This is a genomic window from Rhizobium sp. SL42, assembly GCF_021729845.1.
Taxonomy (GTDB): domain Bacteria; phylum Pseudomonadota; class Alphaproteobacteria; order Rhizobiales; family Rhizobiaceae; genus Allorhizobium.
In genome coordinates this window covers 3,463,244-3,481,694 of the sequence record NZ_CP063397.1, presented here as the reverse complement: position 1 = coordinate 3,481,694, position 18,451 = coordinate 3,463,244, and the positions used below count along the sequence as shown (strand labels likewise).

15 protein-coding genes, 1 tRNA gene and 2 pseudogenes are annotated in these 18,451 nt (G+C 61.4%); 7 read left to right on the top strand and 11 right to left on the bottom strand.

Annotation, left to right across the window (positions count from 1 at the left end; all coding sequences use genetic code 11):
* Positions 1–71: 71 nt before the first annotated feature.
* The 3 genes and pseudogenes from IM739_RS16430 to IM739_RS16420 form a co-directional block, all read left to right on the top strand.
* Positions 72–2,063 (top strand): annotated as a pseudogene (locus IM739_RS16430) (beta strand repeat-containing protein); the annotation flags it as partial.
* Between the two features lie 247 nt (positions 2,064–2,310).
* Positions 2,311–2,394, top strand: a pseudogene (locus IM739_RS24150) (hypothetical protein); the annotation flags it as partial.
* A 15-nt stretch (positions 2,395–2,409) separates the two neighbouring features.
* Positions 2,410–4,866 (top strand): beta strand repeat-containing protein, encoded by a 2,457-nt coding sequence (locus tag IM739_RS16420; protein WP_442981144.1) that lies wholly within the window; start codon positions 2,410–2,412, stop codon positions 4,864–4,866.
* Between the two features lie 336 nt (positions 4,867–5,202).
* On the opposite strand, the gene IM739_RS16415 is transcribed toward IM739_RS16420, so the two are convergent.
* Together IM739_RS16415 and IM739_RS16410 are read right to left on the bottom strand one after the other, a co-directional pair.
* Positions 5,203–5,859 (bottom strand): class I SAM-dependent methyltransferase, encoded by a 657-nt coding sequence (locus tag IM739_RS16415; RefSeq protein WP_237368761.1) that lies wholly within the window; start codon positions 5,857–5,859, stop codon positions 5,203–5,205.
* Between the two features lie 179 nt (positions 5,860–6,038).
* A tRNA-Arg gene (locus IM739_RS16410) sits at positions 6,039–6,115 on the bottom strand.
* A gap of 355 nt (positions 6,116–6,470) precedes the next feature.
* On the opposite strand from IM739_RS16410, the gene IM739_RS16405 reads away from it, so the two are divergent.
* The gene (locus IM739_RS16405) at positions 6,471–6,929 is read left to right on the top strand and encodes a MarR family winged helix-turn-helix transcriptional regulator (RefSeq protein ID WP_237368760.1); all 459 of its coding nucleotides are present in this window, start codon (positions 6,471–6,473) and stop codon (positions 6,927–6,929) included.
* 20 nt (positions 6,930–6,949) lie between these two features.
* Here the strand turns inward: IM739_RS16405 and IM739_RS16400 are convergent, their stop codons facing one another.
* From IM739_RS16400 to IM739_RS16385, 4 genes are all read right to left on the bottom strand, one after another.
* Entirely contained in the window at positions 6,950–7,396 is a 447-nt protein-coding gene (locus IM739_RS16400) for a hypothetical protein (protein ID WP_237368759.1), read from the bottom strand.
* Between the two features lie 140 nt (positions 7,397–7,536).
* Entirely contained in the window at positions 7,537–8,361 is an 825-nt protein-coding gene (locus tag IM739_RS16395; RefSeq protein ID WP_237368758.1) for a transglutaminase family protein, read from the bottom strand.
* An 18-nt stretch (positions 8,362–8,379) separates the two neighbouring features.
* Positions 8,380–9,321 carry an alpha-E domain-containing protein gene (locus IM739_RS16390; protein ID WP_237371096.1) on the bottom strand — a complete coding sequence of 314 codons (942 nt, stop codon included), beginning with the start codon at positions 9,319–9,321 and terminating at the stop codon, positions 8,380–8,382.
* Positions 9,322–9,328: 7 nt separating this feature from the next.
* Complete coding sequence (locus IM739_RS16385) at positions 9,329–10,738, bottom strand: circularly permuted type 2 ATP-grasp protein (RefSeq protein WP_237368757.1); 1,410 nt, start codon at positions 10,736–10,738, stop codon at positions 9,329–9,331.
* A 394-nt stretch (positions 10,739–11,132) separates the two neighbouring features.
* On the opposite strand from IM739_RS16385, the gene IM739_RS16380 reads away from it, so the two are divergent.
* Positions 11,133–12,020: a DMT family transporter gene (locus IM739_RS16380; RefSeq protein WP_237368756.1), complete on the top strand. Its 888-nt coding sequence runs from the start codon at positions 11,133–11,135 to the stop codon at positions 12,018–12,020.
* Between the two features lie 80 nt (positions 12,021–12,100).
* On the opposite strand, the gene IM739_RS16375 is transcribed toward IM739_RS16380, so the two are convergent.
* The 4 genes from IM739_RS16375 to IM739_RS16360 form a co-directional block, all read right to left on the bottom strand.
* Positions 12,101–13,498 (bottom strand): DEAD/DEAH box helicase, encoded by a 1,398-nt coding sequence (locus IM739_RS16375; RefSeq protein WP_237368755.1) that lies wholly within the window; start codon positions 13,496–13,498, stop codon positions 12,101–12,103.
* 280 nt (positions 13,499–13,778) lie between these two features.
* Positions 13,779–15,125: a sensor histidine kinase gene (locus IM739_RS16370; protein WP_237368754.1), complete on the bottom strand. Its 1,347-nt coding sequence runs from the start codon at positions 15,123–15,125 to the stop codon at positions 13,779–13,781.
* Positions 15,122–15,787, bottom strand: coding sequence for a response regulator transcription factor (locus tag IM739_RS16365; RefSeq protein ID WP_237368753.1), 666 nt, complete (start codon positions 15,785–15,787; stop codon positions 15,122–15,124). Before IM739_RS16365 ends, IM739_RS16370 begins: the two co-directional genes overlap by 4 nt.
* Complete coding sequence (locus IM739_RS16360) at positions 15,787–16,122, bottom strand: PepSY domain-containing protein (protein WP_237368752.1); 336 nt, start codon at positions 16,120–16,122, stop codon at positions 15,787–15,789. The genes IM739_RS16365 and IM739_RS16360 overlap by 1 nt, the downstream gene beginning before the upstream one ends.
* Before the next feature lie 173 nt (positions 16,123–16,295).
* Here IM739_RS16360 and IM739_RS16355 point away from each other — a divergent pair, with 173 nt between their 5' ends.
* A complete protein-coding gene (locus tag IM739_RS16355; protein WP_237368751.1) occupies positions 16,296–16,559 on the top strand; it encodes a PepSY domain-containing protein in 264 nt (87 codons plus the stop codon).
* Positions 16,559–17,131 carry a cytochrome b/b6 domain-containing protein gene (locus IM739_RS16350; protein ID WP_237368750.1) on the top strand — a complete coding sequence of 191 codons (573 nt, stop codon included), beginning with the start codon at positions 16,559–16,561 and terminating at the stop codon, positions 17,129–17,131. The genes IM739_RS16355 and IM739_RS16350 overlap by 1 nt, the downstream gene beginning before the upstream one ends.
* 128 nt (positions 17,132–17,259) lie before the next feature.
* On the opposite strand, the gene IM739_RS16345 is transcribed toward IM739_RS16350, so the two are convergent.
* Positions 17,260–18,390: a DNA alkylation repair protein gene (locus IM739_RS16345; RefSeq protein ID WP_237368749.1), complete on the bottom strand. Its 1,131-nt coding sequence runs from the start codon at positions 18,388–18,390 to the stop codon at positions 17,260–17,262.
* Positions 18,391–18,451 lie beyond the last annotated feature (61 nt).

The window sequence follows — 18,451 nt, the reverse complement described above, 5'->3', positions numbered from 1 at the left end:
GTCTTACTGCGGCAAGACCAATTACGCCCGCAGGCGTGGGAAAAATCAGAGCGGCTTTACGCTCTGGATGCATGATGCCCTTCCAACGCACTGGCTCTCGAGAGCCATGTCCCACCTCCACATATTTCCGTCCGAAAGGATACCGCAGGTCGAGGCCAATCCTGGCGTCTACCTTGAGGGCAATCGGTCAACACCACAGGGGCGCGTCCATGACTTCGATCGTTTCTTCACTGACAACCAGCCAGATCAGATCTCTTTCCACCGCGACAATCGCATCGCTGAGCACTGACGATGTGGCCGCGCTGTCCACAGCACAGGTCAAGGCGCTTTCGTCTTCCCAGATCAATGCGCTGGAAACCGACGACATCGCCGTGTTCAGCACGGCTCAGCTTGGCGCCGTCTCGGCCTCTGCCATCGTCGGCCTGAGCCTTGACCAGATCGCCGTTCTCGAGTCTTCCACGATCACCGGCCTTGTAACGACGCAGATCGCCGCCCTGAGCACCGCTCAGGTCGATGGCCTCACGTCTGACCAGGTTGCCGCTCTCACGTCCACGCAGATCGGCGCCCTCGGCTCGGCAGCCATCGGCGTTCTGTCCACCGACGATATCGCATCGTTCACAACGGCTGAAGTTGCCGCCATCAGCGTCAAGGGCATGGCCGGTCTTTCGACTGCAAATGTTGCAATCCTTTCCACTGACCAGGTTGCTGCCCTCAAGACCACCCAGATTGCAGCTCTCAAGTCCGCTCAGATCACCGCGCTGACAACCGACCAGGTCGCCATCCTTTCTTCTGGTCAGATCGGTGCGATGAGCACGAGCCAGATCGCGGGCCTTTCCACCACCCAGGTCGCCGCGCTGACGACGGACCAGGTCGCCGCGCTGAGCTCCAAGGCTGCAGGCGCCTTGACCTCGGCTCAGGTTGCAGCCCTCAGCACTGACCAGACAAATGCCCTGACCACCACTCAGATCGGCGCACTCGGCTCCGCAGCCGTCGGCGCCCTTGGTACCGACGACATCGAACTGTTCAGCACTGCCGAAATCGCCGCCATCAGCGTCAAGGCGCTCACCGGCCTGTCGACCGACAATGTTGCCATCCTCTCCACCGACCAGGTCGCCGCGCTGAAGACCACCCAGGTTACGGCCCTGAAGTCCACCCAGATCCAGGCTTTGACCACCGACCAGGTCGTCGTCCTGACCTCGTCCCAGATTGCCGCTTTCAGCACCACGCAGGTTGCCGGCCTGTCGACTGACCAGGTTGCCGCTTTCAGCACCGACCAGGTCGTTGCCCTGACTTCGAAGACTGCCGCTGCCCTGACCTCGACGCAGGTTGGAGCGCTCAGCACCGATCAGGTTGCAGCCCTGAGCTCCACCCAGATCGCGGCTTTCGGTTCGGCTGCCATCGGTGCACTTGGCACTGACGACGTCGCCCTGTTTGCCACCAACGAAATCGCAGCGATCAGTGTCAAGGCACTGGCAGGTCTTTCGACCGATGCCGTTGCAATCCTCGAAACCGACCAGGTCGCAGCTCTGACGACTGCCCAGGTTGCTGCCCTGAAGACCACGCAGATCGGTGCTCTGACCACCGACCAGGCCGTTGTCCTGACATCGACGCAGATCGCCGCCCTGAGCTCGACCCAGGTTGCCGGCCTTTCGACCGACAATGTCGCGGTTCTGACCACCGACCAGGTTACCCAGCTGACATCCAAGGCTGTTGGCGCCCTGACATCGGCCCAGCTCGAAGCCATGAGCTCCGAACAGGTTGAAGCGCTGTCTTCGGCCCAGATCGCAGCTTTCGGCTCTGAAGATCTGGCCGCCCTGTCGACCGACGACGTTGCCACCTTCTCGACCGACGAGATTGCCGCCATCAGCGTCAAGGCGCTGTCGGGTCTGTCGACCGATGCCGTTGCAATCCTGGAAACCGATCAGGTTGCCGCGCTGACCACCGCACAGGTTGCCGCGCTGAAGTCCAGCCAGATCTCGGCCCTGACCACCGACCAGGTCGTTGTCCTGTCATCTGGCCAGATCGCTGCCCTGAGCTCGACCCAGGTCGCCGGCCTTTCGACCGACCAGGTTGCCGCTCTCAGCACCGACCAGGTCGTCGCCCTGACCTCCAAGACCGCAGCCGCCCTGACTTCGAGCCAGGTCGATGCCCTGACTTCGGACCAGATCACGGCCCTGACCTCCACCCAGATCGGCGCACTCGGCTCGGCTGCCATCAGCGTCCTCAGCTCTGACGACATCGTCCTCTTCGATGCTGCCGAAGTCGCTGCCATCAGCGTCAAGGCGCTGGCTGCGATGACGACGGACACCGTTGCAGCCCCTCGACACGGACCAGGTTGCGGCCTTGACGACGGGTCAGGTTGCGGCTCTGAAGTCGACGCAGATCGGTGCGCTGACGACGGACCAGGTCGTGGTTTTGACCTCGGCGCAGATCGCAGCGCTGAGCTCCACCCAGGTCGCCGGCCTTTCGACCGACAATGTCGCGGTCCTGACCACCGACCAGATCAGCCAGCTGACCTCGAAGACCGTGGCAGCCCTGTCGACGGACCAGATCGCGGCACTCAGCTCCGAACAGGTCGAAGCCCTGTCGTCGGCCCAGATTGCAGCCCTCGGCTCTGAAGACCTGGCCGCCCTGTCGACCGACGAGATCGCCACCTTCTCGACCGACGAGATCGCCGCCATCAGCGTCAAGGCCCTGTCGGGTCTGACCACCGATGCCGTCGCAATCCTCGAAACCGACCAGGTTGCGGCCTTGACCACGGCCCAGGTCGCCGTGCTGAAGTCCAGCCAGATCTCGGCGCTCACCACCGACCAGGTCGTCGTGCTGAGCTCGGGCCAGATCGCGGCGCTGAGCTCGACCCAGGTATCGGGCCTGTCGACCGACCAGGTCGCTGCCCTCACCACCGACCAGGTCGTCGCCTTGACCTCGAAGACGGCAGCCGCCCTGACCTCGACCCAGGTCGATGCCCTGACATCGGACCAGATCACGGCTTTGACCTCGTCGCAGATCTCGGCCCTCGGTTCGGCTGCCATCGGCGTGCTGAGCTCCGACGACATCGTCCTCTTCGAGGCCAATGAAGTCGCCGCCATCAGCGTCAAGGCGCTGGCGGCCCTGTCCACCGACGCCGTCGCCGTGCTCGAGACCGACCAGGTCGCCGCCATGACGACAGCCCAGGTCGCAGCCCTGAAGTCGACCCAGATCCAGGCCCTGACCACCGACCAGGTCGTCGTCCTGACCTCGGCCCAGATCGCAGCGCTCAGCTCCACCCAGGTTGCCGTCCTGTCGACCGACCAGGTCGCTGCCCTGTCGACTGACCAGGTCGTCGCCCTGACCTCGAAGACGGCAGCAGCCCTGACCTCGACCCAGGTCGATGCCCTGACCTCTGACCAGATCCAGGCTCTGACCTCGTCGCAGATCGGCGCGCTCGGTTCGGCTGCCATCGGTGTGCTGAGCTCCGACGACATCGTCCTCTTCGAGGCCGATGAAGTCGCCGCCATCAGCGTCAAGGCGCTGGCGGGCCTGTCCACCGACGCCGTCGCGGCGATGGAAACCGACCAGGTTGCGGCTCTGACCACGGCCCAGGTCGTGGCCCTGAGCTCCGGCCAGATCGGCGCCCTGACCACCGACCAGGTCGTCGTCCTGACCTCGGCCCAGATCGGCGCGCTCAGCTCGACCCAGGTGGCCGGCCTCTCGACCGACAATGTCGCGGCCCTGACCACCGACCAGGTGACCCAGCTGACCTCCAAGGCTGTCGGCGCCCTGACTTCGGCCCAGCTCGAGGCGATGAGCTCCGATCAGGTCGAAGCCCTGTCCTCGGCCCAGATCGCGGCCTTCGGCTCGGAAGACCTGGCGGCCCTGTCGACCGACGACATCGTCACCTTCTCGACCGCCGAGATCGCAGCGATCAACGTCAAGGCACTGTCCGGTCTGTCGACCGACGCGGTGGCGATCCTCGAAACCGATCAGGTCGCAGCCCTGACCACGGCTCAGGTCCTCGGACTGAGCTCCGGCCAGATCGGCGCCCTGACCACCGACCAGGTCGTCGTCCTGACCTCCGGCCAGATCGCAGCCCTCAGCACCACCCAGGTTGCCGGCCTGTCGACCGACCAGGTCGCAGCCCTGACCACCGACCAGGTCGTGTCGCTGACCTCGAAGACAGCCGGCGCCCTGACCTCGACCCAGGTCGATGCGCTCAGCACCGACCAGGTCGCAGCCCTGACCTCGACCCAGGTCGCGGCCCTCGGCTCGGTTGCCATCGGCGCGCTCAGCACGGACGACATCGCCCTGTTTGCCACTGACGAGATCGCCGCGATCAACGTCAAGGCGCTGGCAGGCCTGTCGACCGATCAGGTGGCCGCTCTCGACACCGACCAGGTGGTGGCCCTGACCACGACCCAGGTCGTGGCCCTGAGCTCCAGCCAGATCAGCGCGCTTTCGACCGATCAGGTTGCCGTCCTGACCTCCGGCCAGATCGGTGCCCTGAGCACGACGCAGATCGCCGGGCTGACCACCGATACGGTCGCGGCCCTGACCACGGACCAGATCGGTTCGCTGGGAACCAAGACGGTCGGCGCCCTGTCCTCGGCCCAGATCGAAGCGCTCGGTTCGGATCAGGTCGCAGCCCTGACCTCGACCCAGATCGCCGCCCTCGGCTCGGCCGCCATCTCGGCCCTGTCGACCGACGAGATCGCAACCTTCAGCACCGACGAGATCGCAGCGATCAACGTCAAGGCGCTGGCCGGCCTGTCGACCGACGACATCGACAGCCTGGCAAGCGACCAGCTGCAGGCCTTCACCTCCACGCAGATCCAGGCCCTGAACGACGAACAGGTCGCAGCGATCATCTCCGCCTACCAGGATCTCTGATCACAACCGGCGCGGCGAAAGCCGCGCCGACACACACTGCCACTGCCAAACGGCACACACACACACACACACGCAACAAAGCACAAGCAAATGCCGTCCCTTCAGCCGAAGGGGCGGCATTTTGCTGCGTAGAGATGGCCAAGCCGCGGGGGGGCGGGTTGTCGGGATCGTTCTGGAGCAGCACGCGTCCAGGCCGAACGAGCCAGCAGCACAGTCTACAAAGGCTGCCGCATTGACCTTGGCAACCGAAGTGCATTCCCAACCAGGATCAGTTGGGTTCCACGTGTCATCCTTGCCCGGTACGAGCGTTGCGGCGGCGATGCGAGCGGTGCAGCGTCACGGCAAGGTGCCGAAGATCAGCATGTGACGGTCGCTGATTTGGCGAACCTGTAGCTGCAAGCCGGCTTTTTCGAGCTGCCCGTTGATTTCGTCGATCGTGAATGCGGCACACAATGAATTGTAGAAGTCCTCACAGAGGATTGCATGCGCGTCCGGCGCCACCTTCTCGACGATGTCGCGGGCATGCTGCTGCGTATCCGGCCTGATCAGGTCCATCACATGCACCGATGCACCTTGGCGGCCCAACCGTTGCGTTTCAGTCCACAAAACCATCGGGTCGGGCAGGTGATGCAGAAGATCCTTCGAGAGGACCGCATCGAAGCTGTGTTCGGGCAGAGCCAGACCCGGAACGTATCCCTGCATGAGCCTTATCCGGGATTGGTGGTCGGCTGCCAACACGGCCCTGCGGGCAAGCTCGACCATCGCTGCCGATCCGTCGATCGCGGTGATGCAGATTTCAGGACAGGCATCCGCCAACCTCACCATTACATCACATGGTCCGCAGCCGATATCGACGACATGCTGCAGGCGATGTCCGCCGTTCGACAGGACATGGTCGACAAAGGATTGATTGGAAATGGAGAAGTCGGCATTTGCGTAGGCGAGCGACTGCTCGGGGTCTGCCATGATCTCAGGTTCGAGAATTCTCTGCATGAATACTCTTCCTGAATGATTGACGGGCGGACATCACCTCCAGCCACATCGTCGATACATTTGCACCACACCACGGGCGGCGATTTTATCGATGGAAGATATCGATAAAGAACGCAGGTGCCAACATATGAGGCTGCCGTCTATTCGCGCCTAAGTCTTTGGTATGGACATATGTGAAATGGCGCACCCGACAGGATTCGAACCTGTGACCTTTGGAATCGGAATCCAACACTCTATCCAGCTGAGCTACGGGTGCTTCCAAGGCATTCGTTCGGTGAATCGCCTTGTGCTGTGCTGCGGTCATAGCGCAGTCGCTGGCTGGCTTCAATCGTAAAAAGCAGGACTTGCCGTCTTCTCGTTCATCATCGCGACGGGAGAGGATGGGCATTTTGTGATCAGTTGTGCAGGTCACGTCACAATGCCTGCGGTTTTGCGCGCGGAGATGACCTAAAATAGGTCAAAAGCCGGCAAAACGGGTTTGAGCGGCTTGGCGGAGACTTGTGGCTTGGGTCTAAACCGTTAAGATCGCGCGACTTCTGAAAAAAGGCGCGATCAACGGGCCTATCTGAGGGGCAGGGGGATTTTTATACAATGGCGTCAAAATGCCGGAAATGATGACTGATGATCTGGTGCCCAACGAGAACGGGCTTGATTTTTCGATGATGGAGGATGCTGTCGGTTACAGCCTGAGACGGGCGCAGCTTGCAGTGTTCCAGCATTTCAACGAAGCTTTTTCATCCAAGGGCCTGCGACCGACGGATTTTGCCGTCCTGCTGCTTCTGAAGCGCAATCAGGGCTCCAAACAGAGCGAAGTGGCCGAAGCGCTCGGTATCCAGCGGGCGAATTTCGTCGCGATTGTCGATGGCCTGGAAAACAAGGGTTTCGTCGAGCGGCGCAAGTCCGAAACCGATCGTCGGGTACAGTCGCTCTATATGACACCGGCCGGCGAGGCCTATCTCAACGAGCTGATGCCGATCTGGCAGGGTCATGAGGAGTGGGTGCTGGCGCAGCTCGGTGGCATCGCACAGCGTGATTCGGTGATTGCGCTGCTGAAGCGCCTTTACGACTGACTGTCGTCTCTGGCTGCGAATCAGACCGTAGCGTCGAGCCGTCGCAGGGCCTCGTCGATCAGGAGGTTGGCGATCTTCATTCGCGTGTTGGCCGGCTCACGGAAATCGGGATGCACGGTGTCTGGATGGTTGTGCCGGGCGAAAAGCCGGCGCCTTTCCTGCAGCATGTCGCGCGTATCATCGGCCAGAATTCCCAGATCCTCGGCAATCTGCTCCACCGTCAGGCGATCAAGATGCGGCGGCTTGACCGGCGCCTTCGTCTCGGTGGGTTCATCCTGCGACATCAGGAATAGATAGGCGTCCTGGCGCAGGCCGGCATTGACGGGAGATGCCTCAATCTTTTCCGTGGCAAAACCGGCCGACAGGCCGTTCACGCGGAAGCTAGGCTCCGGCGCTTCGACCTCTGCCTCGGCTTCGTCGGCGAGGCGGTCGACCACCGACTGGAACAGCGATTTTCCAAACAGCATGCATGCGACCTGTTGCTGCGGACGTCCGCGTTGCGGCGCCTTTCGGACCCCATTCAATCACGGCTGAATGGAGCAGGGCTTGCGGCGGCAGCAATTTTAGCGGCGGGCCTGGCCTTCAGAAGGTTCGGCCTTGCGGCGATTCAACTCTGAGACTGGCTCTGGCTCTGTTCCTTCGTTTCGACCACCACCTTGACGTTGAGGTCCTCGCCGGCGAGGCCGATCCGCATCCCGGACACCGGGGCGGCGTCGGCGTAGCACAGGCCGGTGGCAATGCGCACATAACGAGCGTCGGGGCAGACATTGTTGGCGGCATCGAAGCCGACCCAGCCGAGCCCCTGGATATGGACTTCGGCCCAGGCATGGGTTGCCGTCTGGTCGGTCATGCCTTCCATCATCAGGTAGCCCGAAACGTAGCGGGCCGGCAGGTTCATCAGGCGGGCGGCGGTGATGAAGACATGCGCGTGGTCCTGACAGACGCCGTGGCCTGCTTCCAGTGCCTGTTCGGCGGTGGTTTCCGTGCCGGTTGAACCGGTCTCATAGGCGACCGCCTGGCTCAACCTCGCCATCAGGTCGTGCATCTTGGCAAGTTCTGAATCGCCGACGAGGCTCTTGACCAGTTCGCGCGTCAACTTGCCCGGTTTGGTCCGCGGCGTGTCCCGCAGGTAGAGCCAGAGGGGGCAATAGCCCTGATGCGGGCCATAGACGCCGGCGCGGTCTTCGGTGTCCACCTCGCCGCAGGCGATGATATGCACCGTCTTGCTGTCGCCTTCGGTGGAAACAAGGTGGGTGTGGTTGCCGAACTGGTCGTTGAAGCCTGCCTCGACCGTTGCGCCGTCGACCTTGATATTCCACGACAGCACGGTCTGGCCGGGGCCGTTGACCGGCGACAGCCGCAGCCTTTGCAGCGAATACTGCACCGGGTCGTCATAGCGGTAAACTGTGGTGTGGGTGATCCGCAAGCGCATGCTTCTTGTCCTGATCCGTCAGCTGTAAAAGCGGTAACCCTCGGTAATTTCCTGACCCAACTGGTTGTTGTGGCTGATGAAATTGTCGAGGAATTCATGCAGGCCCTGATCCATGATCGTGCCGATCGACGTCTTTTGCAATGTCGAGCGCACCCGCTCTGCCGTCTCGTGGGCAGCCAGCCGTTCGCCGTAATCCTGGCCGACATAGCCGAGGTTGCTGACGATCTTGTCGTAGCAATAGGCAAGCGAGCGAGGCATCTGGCCGTTGAGGATGAGAAAGTCTGCGATGTTGGTCGCCTTGTACTCGCCGTCATAGACCCAGCGATAGGAGCGATGGGCCGAGACCGAGCGCAGGATCGATTCCCACTGCATGTTGTCGAGCGACGAGCCGACCTGGGTGATCGCTGGAAGCAGGACGTAATATTTCACGTCGAGAATGCGGCTGGTATTGTCGGCGCGTTCGATGAAGGTGCCGATGCGGGCGAAATTGTAGATCTCGTTGCGCAGCATCGAGCCGTGGAAGGCGCCGCGGATCAGGCCTGCGCGTCGCTTGACCGTGTCGATCACTTCCGGCAGGTCGGCCGATTTCAGCTTGCGGGCGAGCATCTGCTTCATCTCGATCCAGCATTCGTTCATCGCTTCCCAGGTCTCGCGGGTGAGCGCGGTGCGGACCATGCGGGCATTGTTGCGGGCGGAATCAATGCAGGACATGACGCTTGACGGGTTGGACAGGTCGCGCAAGAGGAAGTCGATCGCGTCCGACGCCGTCACCTTGTCATGGTGCTTGTCGAAGATGTCGCGGACATCGGCGCTGAGCAGCACCGCACCCCAGTCGTCATCGCTGGCACCCGAGCGGGTCAATGACATCCTCAAGCCGGCATCGACGATCCGGGCAATGTTTTCTGCCCTTTCGATGTAGCGAAACATCCAGAAAAGGCCGTTGGCAGTTCTTCCGAGCATGACCATGTCAGTCCTCCAATACCCAGGTGTCCTTGGTGCCGCCGCCCTGGCTGGAATTGACCACGAGAGAACCCTGCTTCAGGGCCACGCGGGTCAGACCGCCGGGAATGATCTGCACCTTGTCGGAGACGAGGACATAAGGACGAAGGTCGACATGGCGGGGCGCGATCCCCTTGTTGACCAAGATCGGCACCGTCGACAGCGACAATGTCGGCTGGGCGATGTAGTTGTTCGGGCGCGCTTTCAGCTTTTCGGCAAAGACCGCTCGTTCCCGCTTCGATGCGGTCGGGCCGACCAGCATGCCGTAGCCACCGGAACCGTGCACTTCCTTGACCACTAGTTCTTCCAGATGCTCCAGCACGTATTTCAGGCTGTCGGCCTCCGAACAGCGCCAGGTCGGGACGTTTTCGAGCAGCGCCTTGCGGCCGGTATAGAACTCGACGATTTCCGGCATGTAGGAATAGATGGCCTTGTCGTCGCAAATGCCGGTGCCCGGCGCATTGGCAATGGTGATATTGCCGGCGCGATAGACGTCCATGATCCCGGGGACGCCGAGGCAGCTGTCGGGCCGGAAGGTCAGCGGATCGAGATAGTCGTCGTCGACACGGCGATAGAGCACGTCGATGGCCTCGTAGCCGCGCGTGGTGCGCATCTTCACCTTGCCGTCGATGACCCGCAGGTCCGAGCCCTCGACCAGTTCCACGCCCATCATGTCGGCAAGGAAGGAATGCTCGTAATAGGCTGAATTGTAGATGCCGGGGGTCAGTACCGCGACGCGTGGCTTGCCCTTGCAGCCGGGAGGCGCAAGCGAGGAGAGCGACTGGCGCAGCAGATGCGGATAATCCTCGACGCGCTGCACCTTGTTCAGCTGGAAGAGTTCGGGGAACATCTGCATCATCGTTTCCCGGTTTTCCAGCATGTAGCTGACACCGGAGGGCGTGCGGGCATTGTCCTCGAGGACGAAGAACTGGTCTTCGCCGGTGCGTACGATGTCTGTGCCGACGATATGGGTATAGACGCCGCCGGGCGGACGAAAACCAATCATTTCGGGCAGGAAGGTGACGTTCTTCTCGATCAGTTCACGCGGAATACGGCCGGCGCGAATGATTTCCTGCTTGTGGTAGATGTCGTCAAGAAAGGCATTGAGAGCGATGACGCGCTGCTCGATACCCTGGGCCAGCTTGCGCCATTCACGACCGGATATGATGCGGGGGATGATGTCGAAGGGAATGAGCTTTTCCGAGGAGTCCTCGTGGCCGTAAACGGCAAAGGTAATGCCGGTCTTGCGGAAGATGTTTTCGGCGTCTCTGGACTTCGCCAGCAGTCTTGCCGGATCCTGGTTGGAATACCAGTCGTGGTAATTCTGATAGGGAACCCGCGGACCGCTATCCGCTTTAATCATTTCGTCAAATGCCAATGGCGCATCCCCTTTTTTTGCCATTTGAATACAGACCATTTACCAATGCAAGCAGCGCGCAGGCTTCTGACGAAAGAATTTCCACTGATCGCTGCGGCCTTAAAAAGAGGCATAAGCCCAGTATTTCGGCGGAAGTTGCGGTTGTTTGGCAAGGGAGCAGTCAGCTACCTCCGGTGGTCCTGACGAAGCTTGGCTTCACGGGCGCACGTGATCGACTTCTCTGCCTAAATTTTAGCCGTAAGCCGTAGGGAAATATTTTCTCCTCCCGGGCATCAGCGGAATTCATCGCAGCATGCATCAAAAGTCTTTTGACCAGCTGACGGCGAGGGGTTAACCAGCCGAGACCGGGGGCAGGCCGCATCCCGAGAGCCCCTGACCCCTGGATGCCCGCCGCATGACACTTCACCGCCTTGCGCCTGTTCTCTTTGTTCTGCTCTGGTCTACCGGCTGGGTGGCCGCCAAATATGCGAGCCTGTTCGCTGATCCGCTGACATTCCTGGTCTTGCGCTACGCCGTGGCTGCCGTGCTGTTTTACCTGGTCTGCCGAGTGAGCGGTGTCCGGTGGCCTGTCAGTCGCTCGGCGCTGATCCATGCGGTGGTGTCAGGGATGTTTCTGCACGGTTTCTATCTTGGCATGGTGTGGTGGGCGATCGGGCAGGGCGTGCCGGCCTCGTTGTCGGGCATCATTGCCGGCCTGCAGCCGCTGATGACGGGAATTGCGGCCGCCTATCTTATCGGAGAGGCCCTGTCGGGCAGCCAGCGGCTTGGCCTGCTGCTCGGATTTGCCGGCATAGCGATCGCCGTTCTGCCAAATGTGCTGGCGCTGGATGCCGTGGCCATTCCGGTCGGTGCCGTCGCCGTCAATGTCCTGGCCATGGCCTGCGTGACCGCCGGCACGATCTATCAGAAGCGCTATCTGCACGAAGTGGATCTGCGTGCGGTTGCCACGCTTCAATATGTCGGCGCCTTGATCGTCACGGTTCCGGCTGCGCTGTTGCTTGAAGACCTGCATGTGAGCTGGGGGCTTGGCCTGTTTGCCGTGCTCGGCTGGTCGGTGCTCGGCATTTCCATGGGTGCGATTGCGCTGCTGCTCTATCTGATTCGTCGTGGCGACGTGTCGAAGGCGGCTTCGCTGATCTATCTCGTTCCGCCGCTTGCTGCCCTGGAGGCGGCACTCCTCTTTGGCGAGAGGCTGACAATGCCGATGATCGTCGGTACAGTGATCGTCGTGCTCGGCGTCTATCTCACCAACCGCAAGAGTGCAGCGGTGCCGGCCGGCTAAGGCGCCAAACAAAAATGGCGCGACCGAAGCCGCGCCATGTCTGTCAATATATGTGTATCAATCGGTCAGGCGCGTGAAGCTCAGGCTTCGCGGCGACGTCCGCCCGGAGCCGTGCCCGAACGGGCCGGGGGCTTGCCCTGGCCGTAGCTCTTGCCGCTACCGTTGCGATTGCCGCCATTGCCGCTCTTGCGCTTGGCGCCCGGACGACCGTCGGCCTTGGGGCCGCCACGGTTCTCGCCGTCGGACTTGCCGCGGCCCTGGGCCTGGTGATTGCGGTTACCGCCGGGAGCGCCGCCGCCGCCGGCACGACGCTGCGGACGCGCAGGACGGCTGAGGTTTGTCGGTGCTTCGCCGCTGGCAACCGGAATGTCGATGCCCATCAGGCGCTCGACGTCGCGCAGCAGGCGGCCTTCGTCGGGACCGCAGAACGCGATGGCGATGCCGTCGCGACCCGCGCGGGCGGTACGGCCGATACGGTGTACGTAGGCGTCCGGCACTTCCGGCAAATCGTAGTTGAAGACGTGGCTGACGGCCGGGATGTCGATACCGCGGGCTGCAACGTCAGTGGCGATCAGCGTGCGGATTTCGCCGTCACGGAAGCCCTTGAGGGCGCGTTCGCGCTGGCCCTGGCTCTTGTTGCCATGGATCGAGGCAACCGAGAAGCCGTTGACTTCCAGATGCTTCATCAGCTTTTCGGCGCCGTGCTTGGTGCGCAGGAAGACGATGGAGCGGCCATCGGGATTGTCGACGAGGATCTTCTTCAGCATTTCCGTCTTGGCGTTCTGGCCGGCGACGAAGTGCACATGCTGCTCAACCTTGTCGGCAGCCTTGCCCGGGGCCGTGACTGCAACCTTGGCGGGGTTGTTCAGGAAGGTTGCGGCGAGATCGGCGATGGAGCTCGGCATGGTGGCCGAAAACAGCAGGGTCTGGCGCTTGGCCGGAACCATCTTGGAAATCTTGCGCAGATCGTGGATGAAGCCGAGGTCGAGCATCTGGTCGGCTTCGTCGAGGACGAGGTAGTTGACGGCGCGCAGCGAGATCGCGTTGCGGGCGATCAGGTCGAGCAGGCGGCCCGGAGTGGCAACGAGAATGTCGGTGCCCTTTTCCAGCTGCAGCTGCTGCTTGCCGATCGAAGCGCCGCCGACGACCTGGTTGATCTTGAGCGGCAGGCGACGCAGGTAGCTGCGCAGGTTGTCGCCGATCTGGTTTACCAGTTCGCGGGTCGGGGCAAGAATGAGGGTGCGGGTGGTGCGGTTGTCCGGACGCTTTTCGTCCTTCAACAGCATTTCGATGATCGGCAGGCCAAAAGCGGCCGTCTTGCCGGTGCCGGTCTGGGCGAGGCCGACGATATCGCGGCCTTCGAGGACGAGCGGGATTGCCTTTTCCTGGATTGGAGTGGGCGTTTCAAAACCGAGATGCGAAAGAGTCGCGACGATATTCTTGGACAGGCCAAGATCGTGGAAATTGGTCAAAGTCATACCTTTCGGGGCGCCAAAAGCACACTGACCGGGCCGCATCGTGCGAACCGGTTGGCATTGGCGTCAAGAACCCCGCGTGATTTGGGAACTTGCAAGTTGGAAAAAAGCTTTCCAGCGCATCGGCGGTCGTGCCGCCATTCGTTCTGTGCGCTTTTATCCTTCGTCGCGTCTCTATTGTCGCTGGGCACGCTCACGCGGCGGCCGGAAGGTGAAAGCTGACGTGCAAATGGGCCAGTTTGCGTGGAAAGTCAAGGAAATGTTTTGCGCTGCAGCGAAAGGTTCAAAGCAGGATACGGATGCGCAGGCCGCCATGGGGCCGATTGTCAATCTCCACTGACAGGTCATAAACCGCCGCGATGTCGCGCACGATCGCAAGGCCGATGCCGGTGCCGGGAGTTTTAAGATCGAGGCGCGTGCCGCGTTCCATCATCGTGCGCAGCCCAGCCGGATCTGCGCCAGGGCCATCATCCTCGATGATCAGCTGGGTGCGCTGCTCGTGCCTGTTCGCCTCAATGGAAATCTCGGTTTTGCTCCACTTGACCGAATTGTCGAGAATATTGCCCAGCAGTTCCTGAAGATCGTGGGGATCGACGCCGACAGCAAGATCGGGCGGGACCGCGATGTGCCAATTGAGACGTTCACCGCGTGGAGTTCGTCTCAACGTCTTGACGATCAAGTCCACCGCAGCCGCGATATTGGCATCCGACCTGCGCAGGCTGGCATTTGCGGCGATCCGGCTCATTGTCAGCTCGTGCTCGACATGGGCCTGCATGACACCTGCGAGATGGGTAAGCTCATCGGCGATCGCGACCTCGCCGCGTTCGCGAAGCGTTGCTGCATCATTGGAGAGGACGGTTAATGGGGTTTTCAGACCGTGGGCGAGATCTGCCGCCCGGCTTTTTGCCTTTTCGATAAGTTGCGCCTGCGCATCGAGCAGTTGGTTGACCGCACTGACCACGTCTTTGAATTCCTTCGGATACCGGCCATCCAGCCTTTCCGCCCTGCGTTCCCTTATCCGGTCGAGACCGTTGGCGACGGAGGAAATGGGCTTCAGGCCGAATGTCAGCTGGGCGAGCGAGGCGGCGATCAGGAAGGCAGCCAGAGCCAGCATGTAGGGAATGATGTCGAAGGCAAAGGCGCGGCTGGCATCCGAGACGACGCTGGCGTTGATGGCCGCCGCGATGCGGATTGCCCGTTTTCCGCCGGGTGCGGCAAAGATGATCTTGCGTTCCTGCACGATCAGATCCGTACCTTCCGGACCGGGAAGCTGGTATCGATGGATGGTCCCGGTTTCCTGCACGTCATCCGGCAAGGGCAGGGTGAAATCCCACAGTGAGGCCGAGCGCAATTCGCTGGCGCGGTCATCGTCTTCCACTTGCCAATACAGGCCGCCATAGGGCTCTTCGAAACGGCGATCCACCGGCCTGTCGGGAAGATCAAGGGCTCCGTCCCCGGCAAAGCGGAGCGCACCGGCAATGTTGTTGATGTGGCCGGACAGCTCCGTGTCCACTCGCGCCTCGAGATTGCGGGTAAAGAGCAGGACCATCACCAGGCTTGCCATGGCAAGCGCAACCAGGACGCTGATCAGCGATACAAGTATAAACCGGCCGCGGATCGACTGCATCATGCCTGATCACCGCCGATGCGATAACCATAGCCGCGGCGCGTGGTGATGACATCGCGACCGAGCTTGCGGCGCAGGCGGCCGACAAGCACTTCGACCGAATTGCTATCGCGGTCGAAATCCTGGCTGTAGAGTTGCTCGGTCAGTTCCGCCTGCGACACATTGCGTTCCGGGTTATGCGCGAGAAATGTCAGGCAGCGATATTCAAGTGGCGTCAGGTCGATCGGCAGGCCGTCGCGTGCGACTGCCTTGGTTCGAGTGTCGATGGTAATGCTGCCGAGGGCGATGACAGGACTGGCCTGCCCGACACTGCGGCGGATAATGGCGCGCAGCCTCGCCAGAAGTTCGGCCATTTGGAACGGCTTGGTCAGATAGTCATCGGCGCCCGCATCGATGCCCTCGACGCGCTCCTGCCAGTTGCCGCGGGCGGTCAAGATGAGCACGGGTGTCGTTCTTGCAGCACTGCGCCAGCGTTTGAGCACGGTCAGTCCGTCCATGCCGGGAAGCCCGAGATCAAGGATCACGGCGGCGAAATTCTCTGCGTCGCCGGTGAACCAGCCCGATTCACCATCCCTTTCATGAACGACGACAAAGCCGACGCGCTCCAGATGCGCAATCACGTCGCGAGCAATCAGTGCGTCGTCTTCGATGAGCAGGATCCGCATTACTCGTTCTCGATTTCCAGAATGGCACCGGAGGCTGCATCGACCTCCACTTCGATCAGACGGTTGTCGTCGCGCAGGATGCGAAACTCATAGATCAGTCGGTCATCGTCACGGTCTGGTTTGGTCGAGACGATCTGTCCTGCGACGCGGGCAAGGACAATCTGCCGTAGGGTTGCAAGTGACTTGGTAACGCCACGCGCGACATCATCCCGGATGCGCTGGCGTTCGTTTTCCTGTTCTCGCCAGGGGCGGTTATCGGCATCGGCATCGGCGCTGGATGGCGAATGCGCGGCGAAGGTCAGCAACAGTGCCAAGGCCGACCCTGCCATCATCATCGCCAATCTCTTGAGACTTGGTGCGCGTGCTTGCTCCATGCCTGTGTCATAACACCGGCAAGCTGAAATTTCGCTGACATTTGTCGTCAGCCATCGCTCAGCACCGCTCACCTAATGTCCTTGCCATCGGTTCGAAGCGCGGTGCTCGACCGGAACAACGAAGGACCATATCAATGAAAAAGATTGTTGTTGCCACCCTGCTGATCTCAGCTTCGTTTGCCGGCATCGCCCGTGCCGAAAGCAGCACTTCCTGTGATGTCGCCAAGGACAAGTGGTTGAGCGAGGCTGCGATGAAGGCCAAGGCCACCGAGCTTGGTTTCGAGGTTCGCCAAATCAAGGTTGAGAACGGCTGCTACGAAGTCTACGGCATCAAGGACGGCAACAAGGTCGAAGCGCTGTTCAACCCGGAAACCGGCACCCAGGTCGGCGAAGACTGATGGGCGGCGTGGAGCGCAATGCTTCCACCGACACGAATGGTCGGCCCGAGTGGCCGCCCATGGTCAAGGTTTGGGATCCGATCGTGCGGCTATTCCACTGGGCTCTGGTGGGGCTGTTTACCTTTTCCTTCCTGACCGGCGACGAGTGGAAGGATGCCCACGTCATTTCAGGCTATATGATCGGTGGTCTCGTTGCCATTCGGCTCATCTGGGGGCTGATCGGCAGCGAGCATGCGCGGTTCGCCAGCTTCATCTACCGTCCGTCTACGATCGCGAGTTTCATCAGAGACTCGGTCTACATACGGGCCAAGCGCTTTATCGGCCACAATCCGGCTGGTGGCGCGATGGTCATCGCACTGCTGCTGATGATCTCCGGGATTGTAACGACCGGCTACCTGATGACGACGGATGCTTATTGGGGTGTCGAATGGGTCGAGAGCACGCACAAGGCGCTGGTTTACGCGACCTTGGGCATGATCCTGCTGCATGTCACGGGCGTTGTTCTGGCCAGTCTTGAGCATCGTGAAAATCTTGTGCGGGCGATGCTAACGGGTCGCAAAAGAGCCGAATAGGGCGAGCTTTCACAATTCGAGCCTTGCAGCCAAGGGGAGCCACCTAGTGGTTTCCCTTGGCATTCCTCGTAGATGTCCACACCCATCCTGGATGCCTGTACGAAGGTTTTGCTCGCGTCAGGCCAGCTTCATTGTGCTGCGTCGGTATCGGCGGATCCGCCAGATGCCGTGAGGATGAAGGTTTCCAGAGCAAGGCTGGTGCCGTTGACCAGGATTTCCAGCCGGTGTTCACCGGGATGGTAGACGCGGGTGGTGATGGGGCGGAAGGCGTGGCGGCGCTCGAAGGTCATCGACTGGCCGGCAGCCAGCGTCAGGCTTTTCGCCTTGAAGATCTTGGGGCTCAGCGTGCCGTCTTTCTTCTGGTGATGAATGGCGTAGTCGAACATCAGCGACTGCGATTGTCCGGTTTTATTGGAGAGCGAGACGGAGAAATCGAGTACGCCCGGGAAGCTCACCTGCTGGGCGGCAAGCCGGAGGTTCGCCTCGATGCCGTCGATCCGGGCGAAGCCGAAATTTGCCAGTGCGGTTGCGTGGCCTTTCTTGAGCAGCGTGCGGGAGGCGTGCCTGAGCAGCCAGAGCCGTTCGGCAGAGGCGCCTTTGTGATGGCGCCCGACAAAATCGGCGACGAGATCTTGATGATCCTTGGCGATGTCGTTGAGGCTGTTGGCAACCGAGCGGCGGACATAGTCTTCGGGGTCATCGATCAGGGCGGTCAGGATCGGCAGGAGAGGGGCAGGATCCTTGACCAGAGCCGGCAAGCGCATGGCCCAGGGCAGGCGGGGCCTTGTGCCTTCGCTGGCAAGGCGGCGGACATGGTGGTTCGGATCGTCCGCCCATTGACCGATTATGGAGAGCGCTTTTGTCTGTTCGCGGTGGATGAAAGGCCGGATGCCGAACTCGGCGGTGAAATGCGGCGTCAGCGCCTTCAGGAGATCAAGGGATATCTCCACGTGGTCCAGACCATGGGCGGCAATATACTGGTTGAAGGCAAGCAGCGACCAGCCGGAAAGGCCGGGCCTCCGGTCAACCGGCAGCGTAGCCATCAGGATCGGCGCCGCCACGGCAAAATTCCGGGGCAGATGCAGGTACATGGCGTCGGCGATCAACTGGCCACGCTGCATGAGTTCCAGGCTTTCGATGCGCGGCAGGATATCGGCGAGGAATGCGTCGCGCGGGAATTTTGTCCAGGCGCTCGACAGGGCATCGGCGATGTCCGTTGCGTTTCGTGCGCCGATCAGGTGTTTGAGTGCTTCAGCCATGGTGTTGTCCGCCGTCCTGCAATGCCGTCTGACGCACCAGTTCCGCGACAGGCCCGGATGC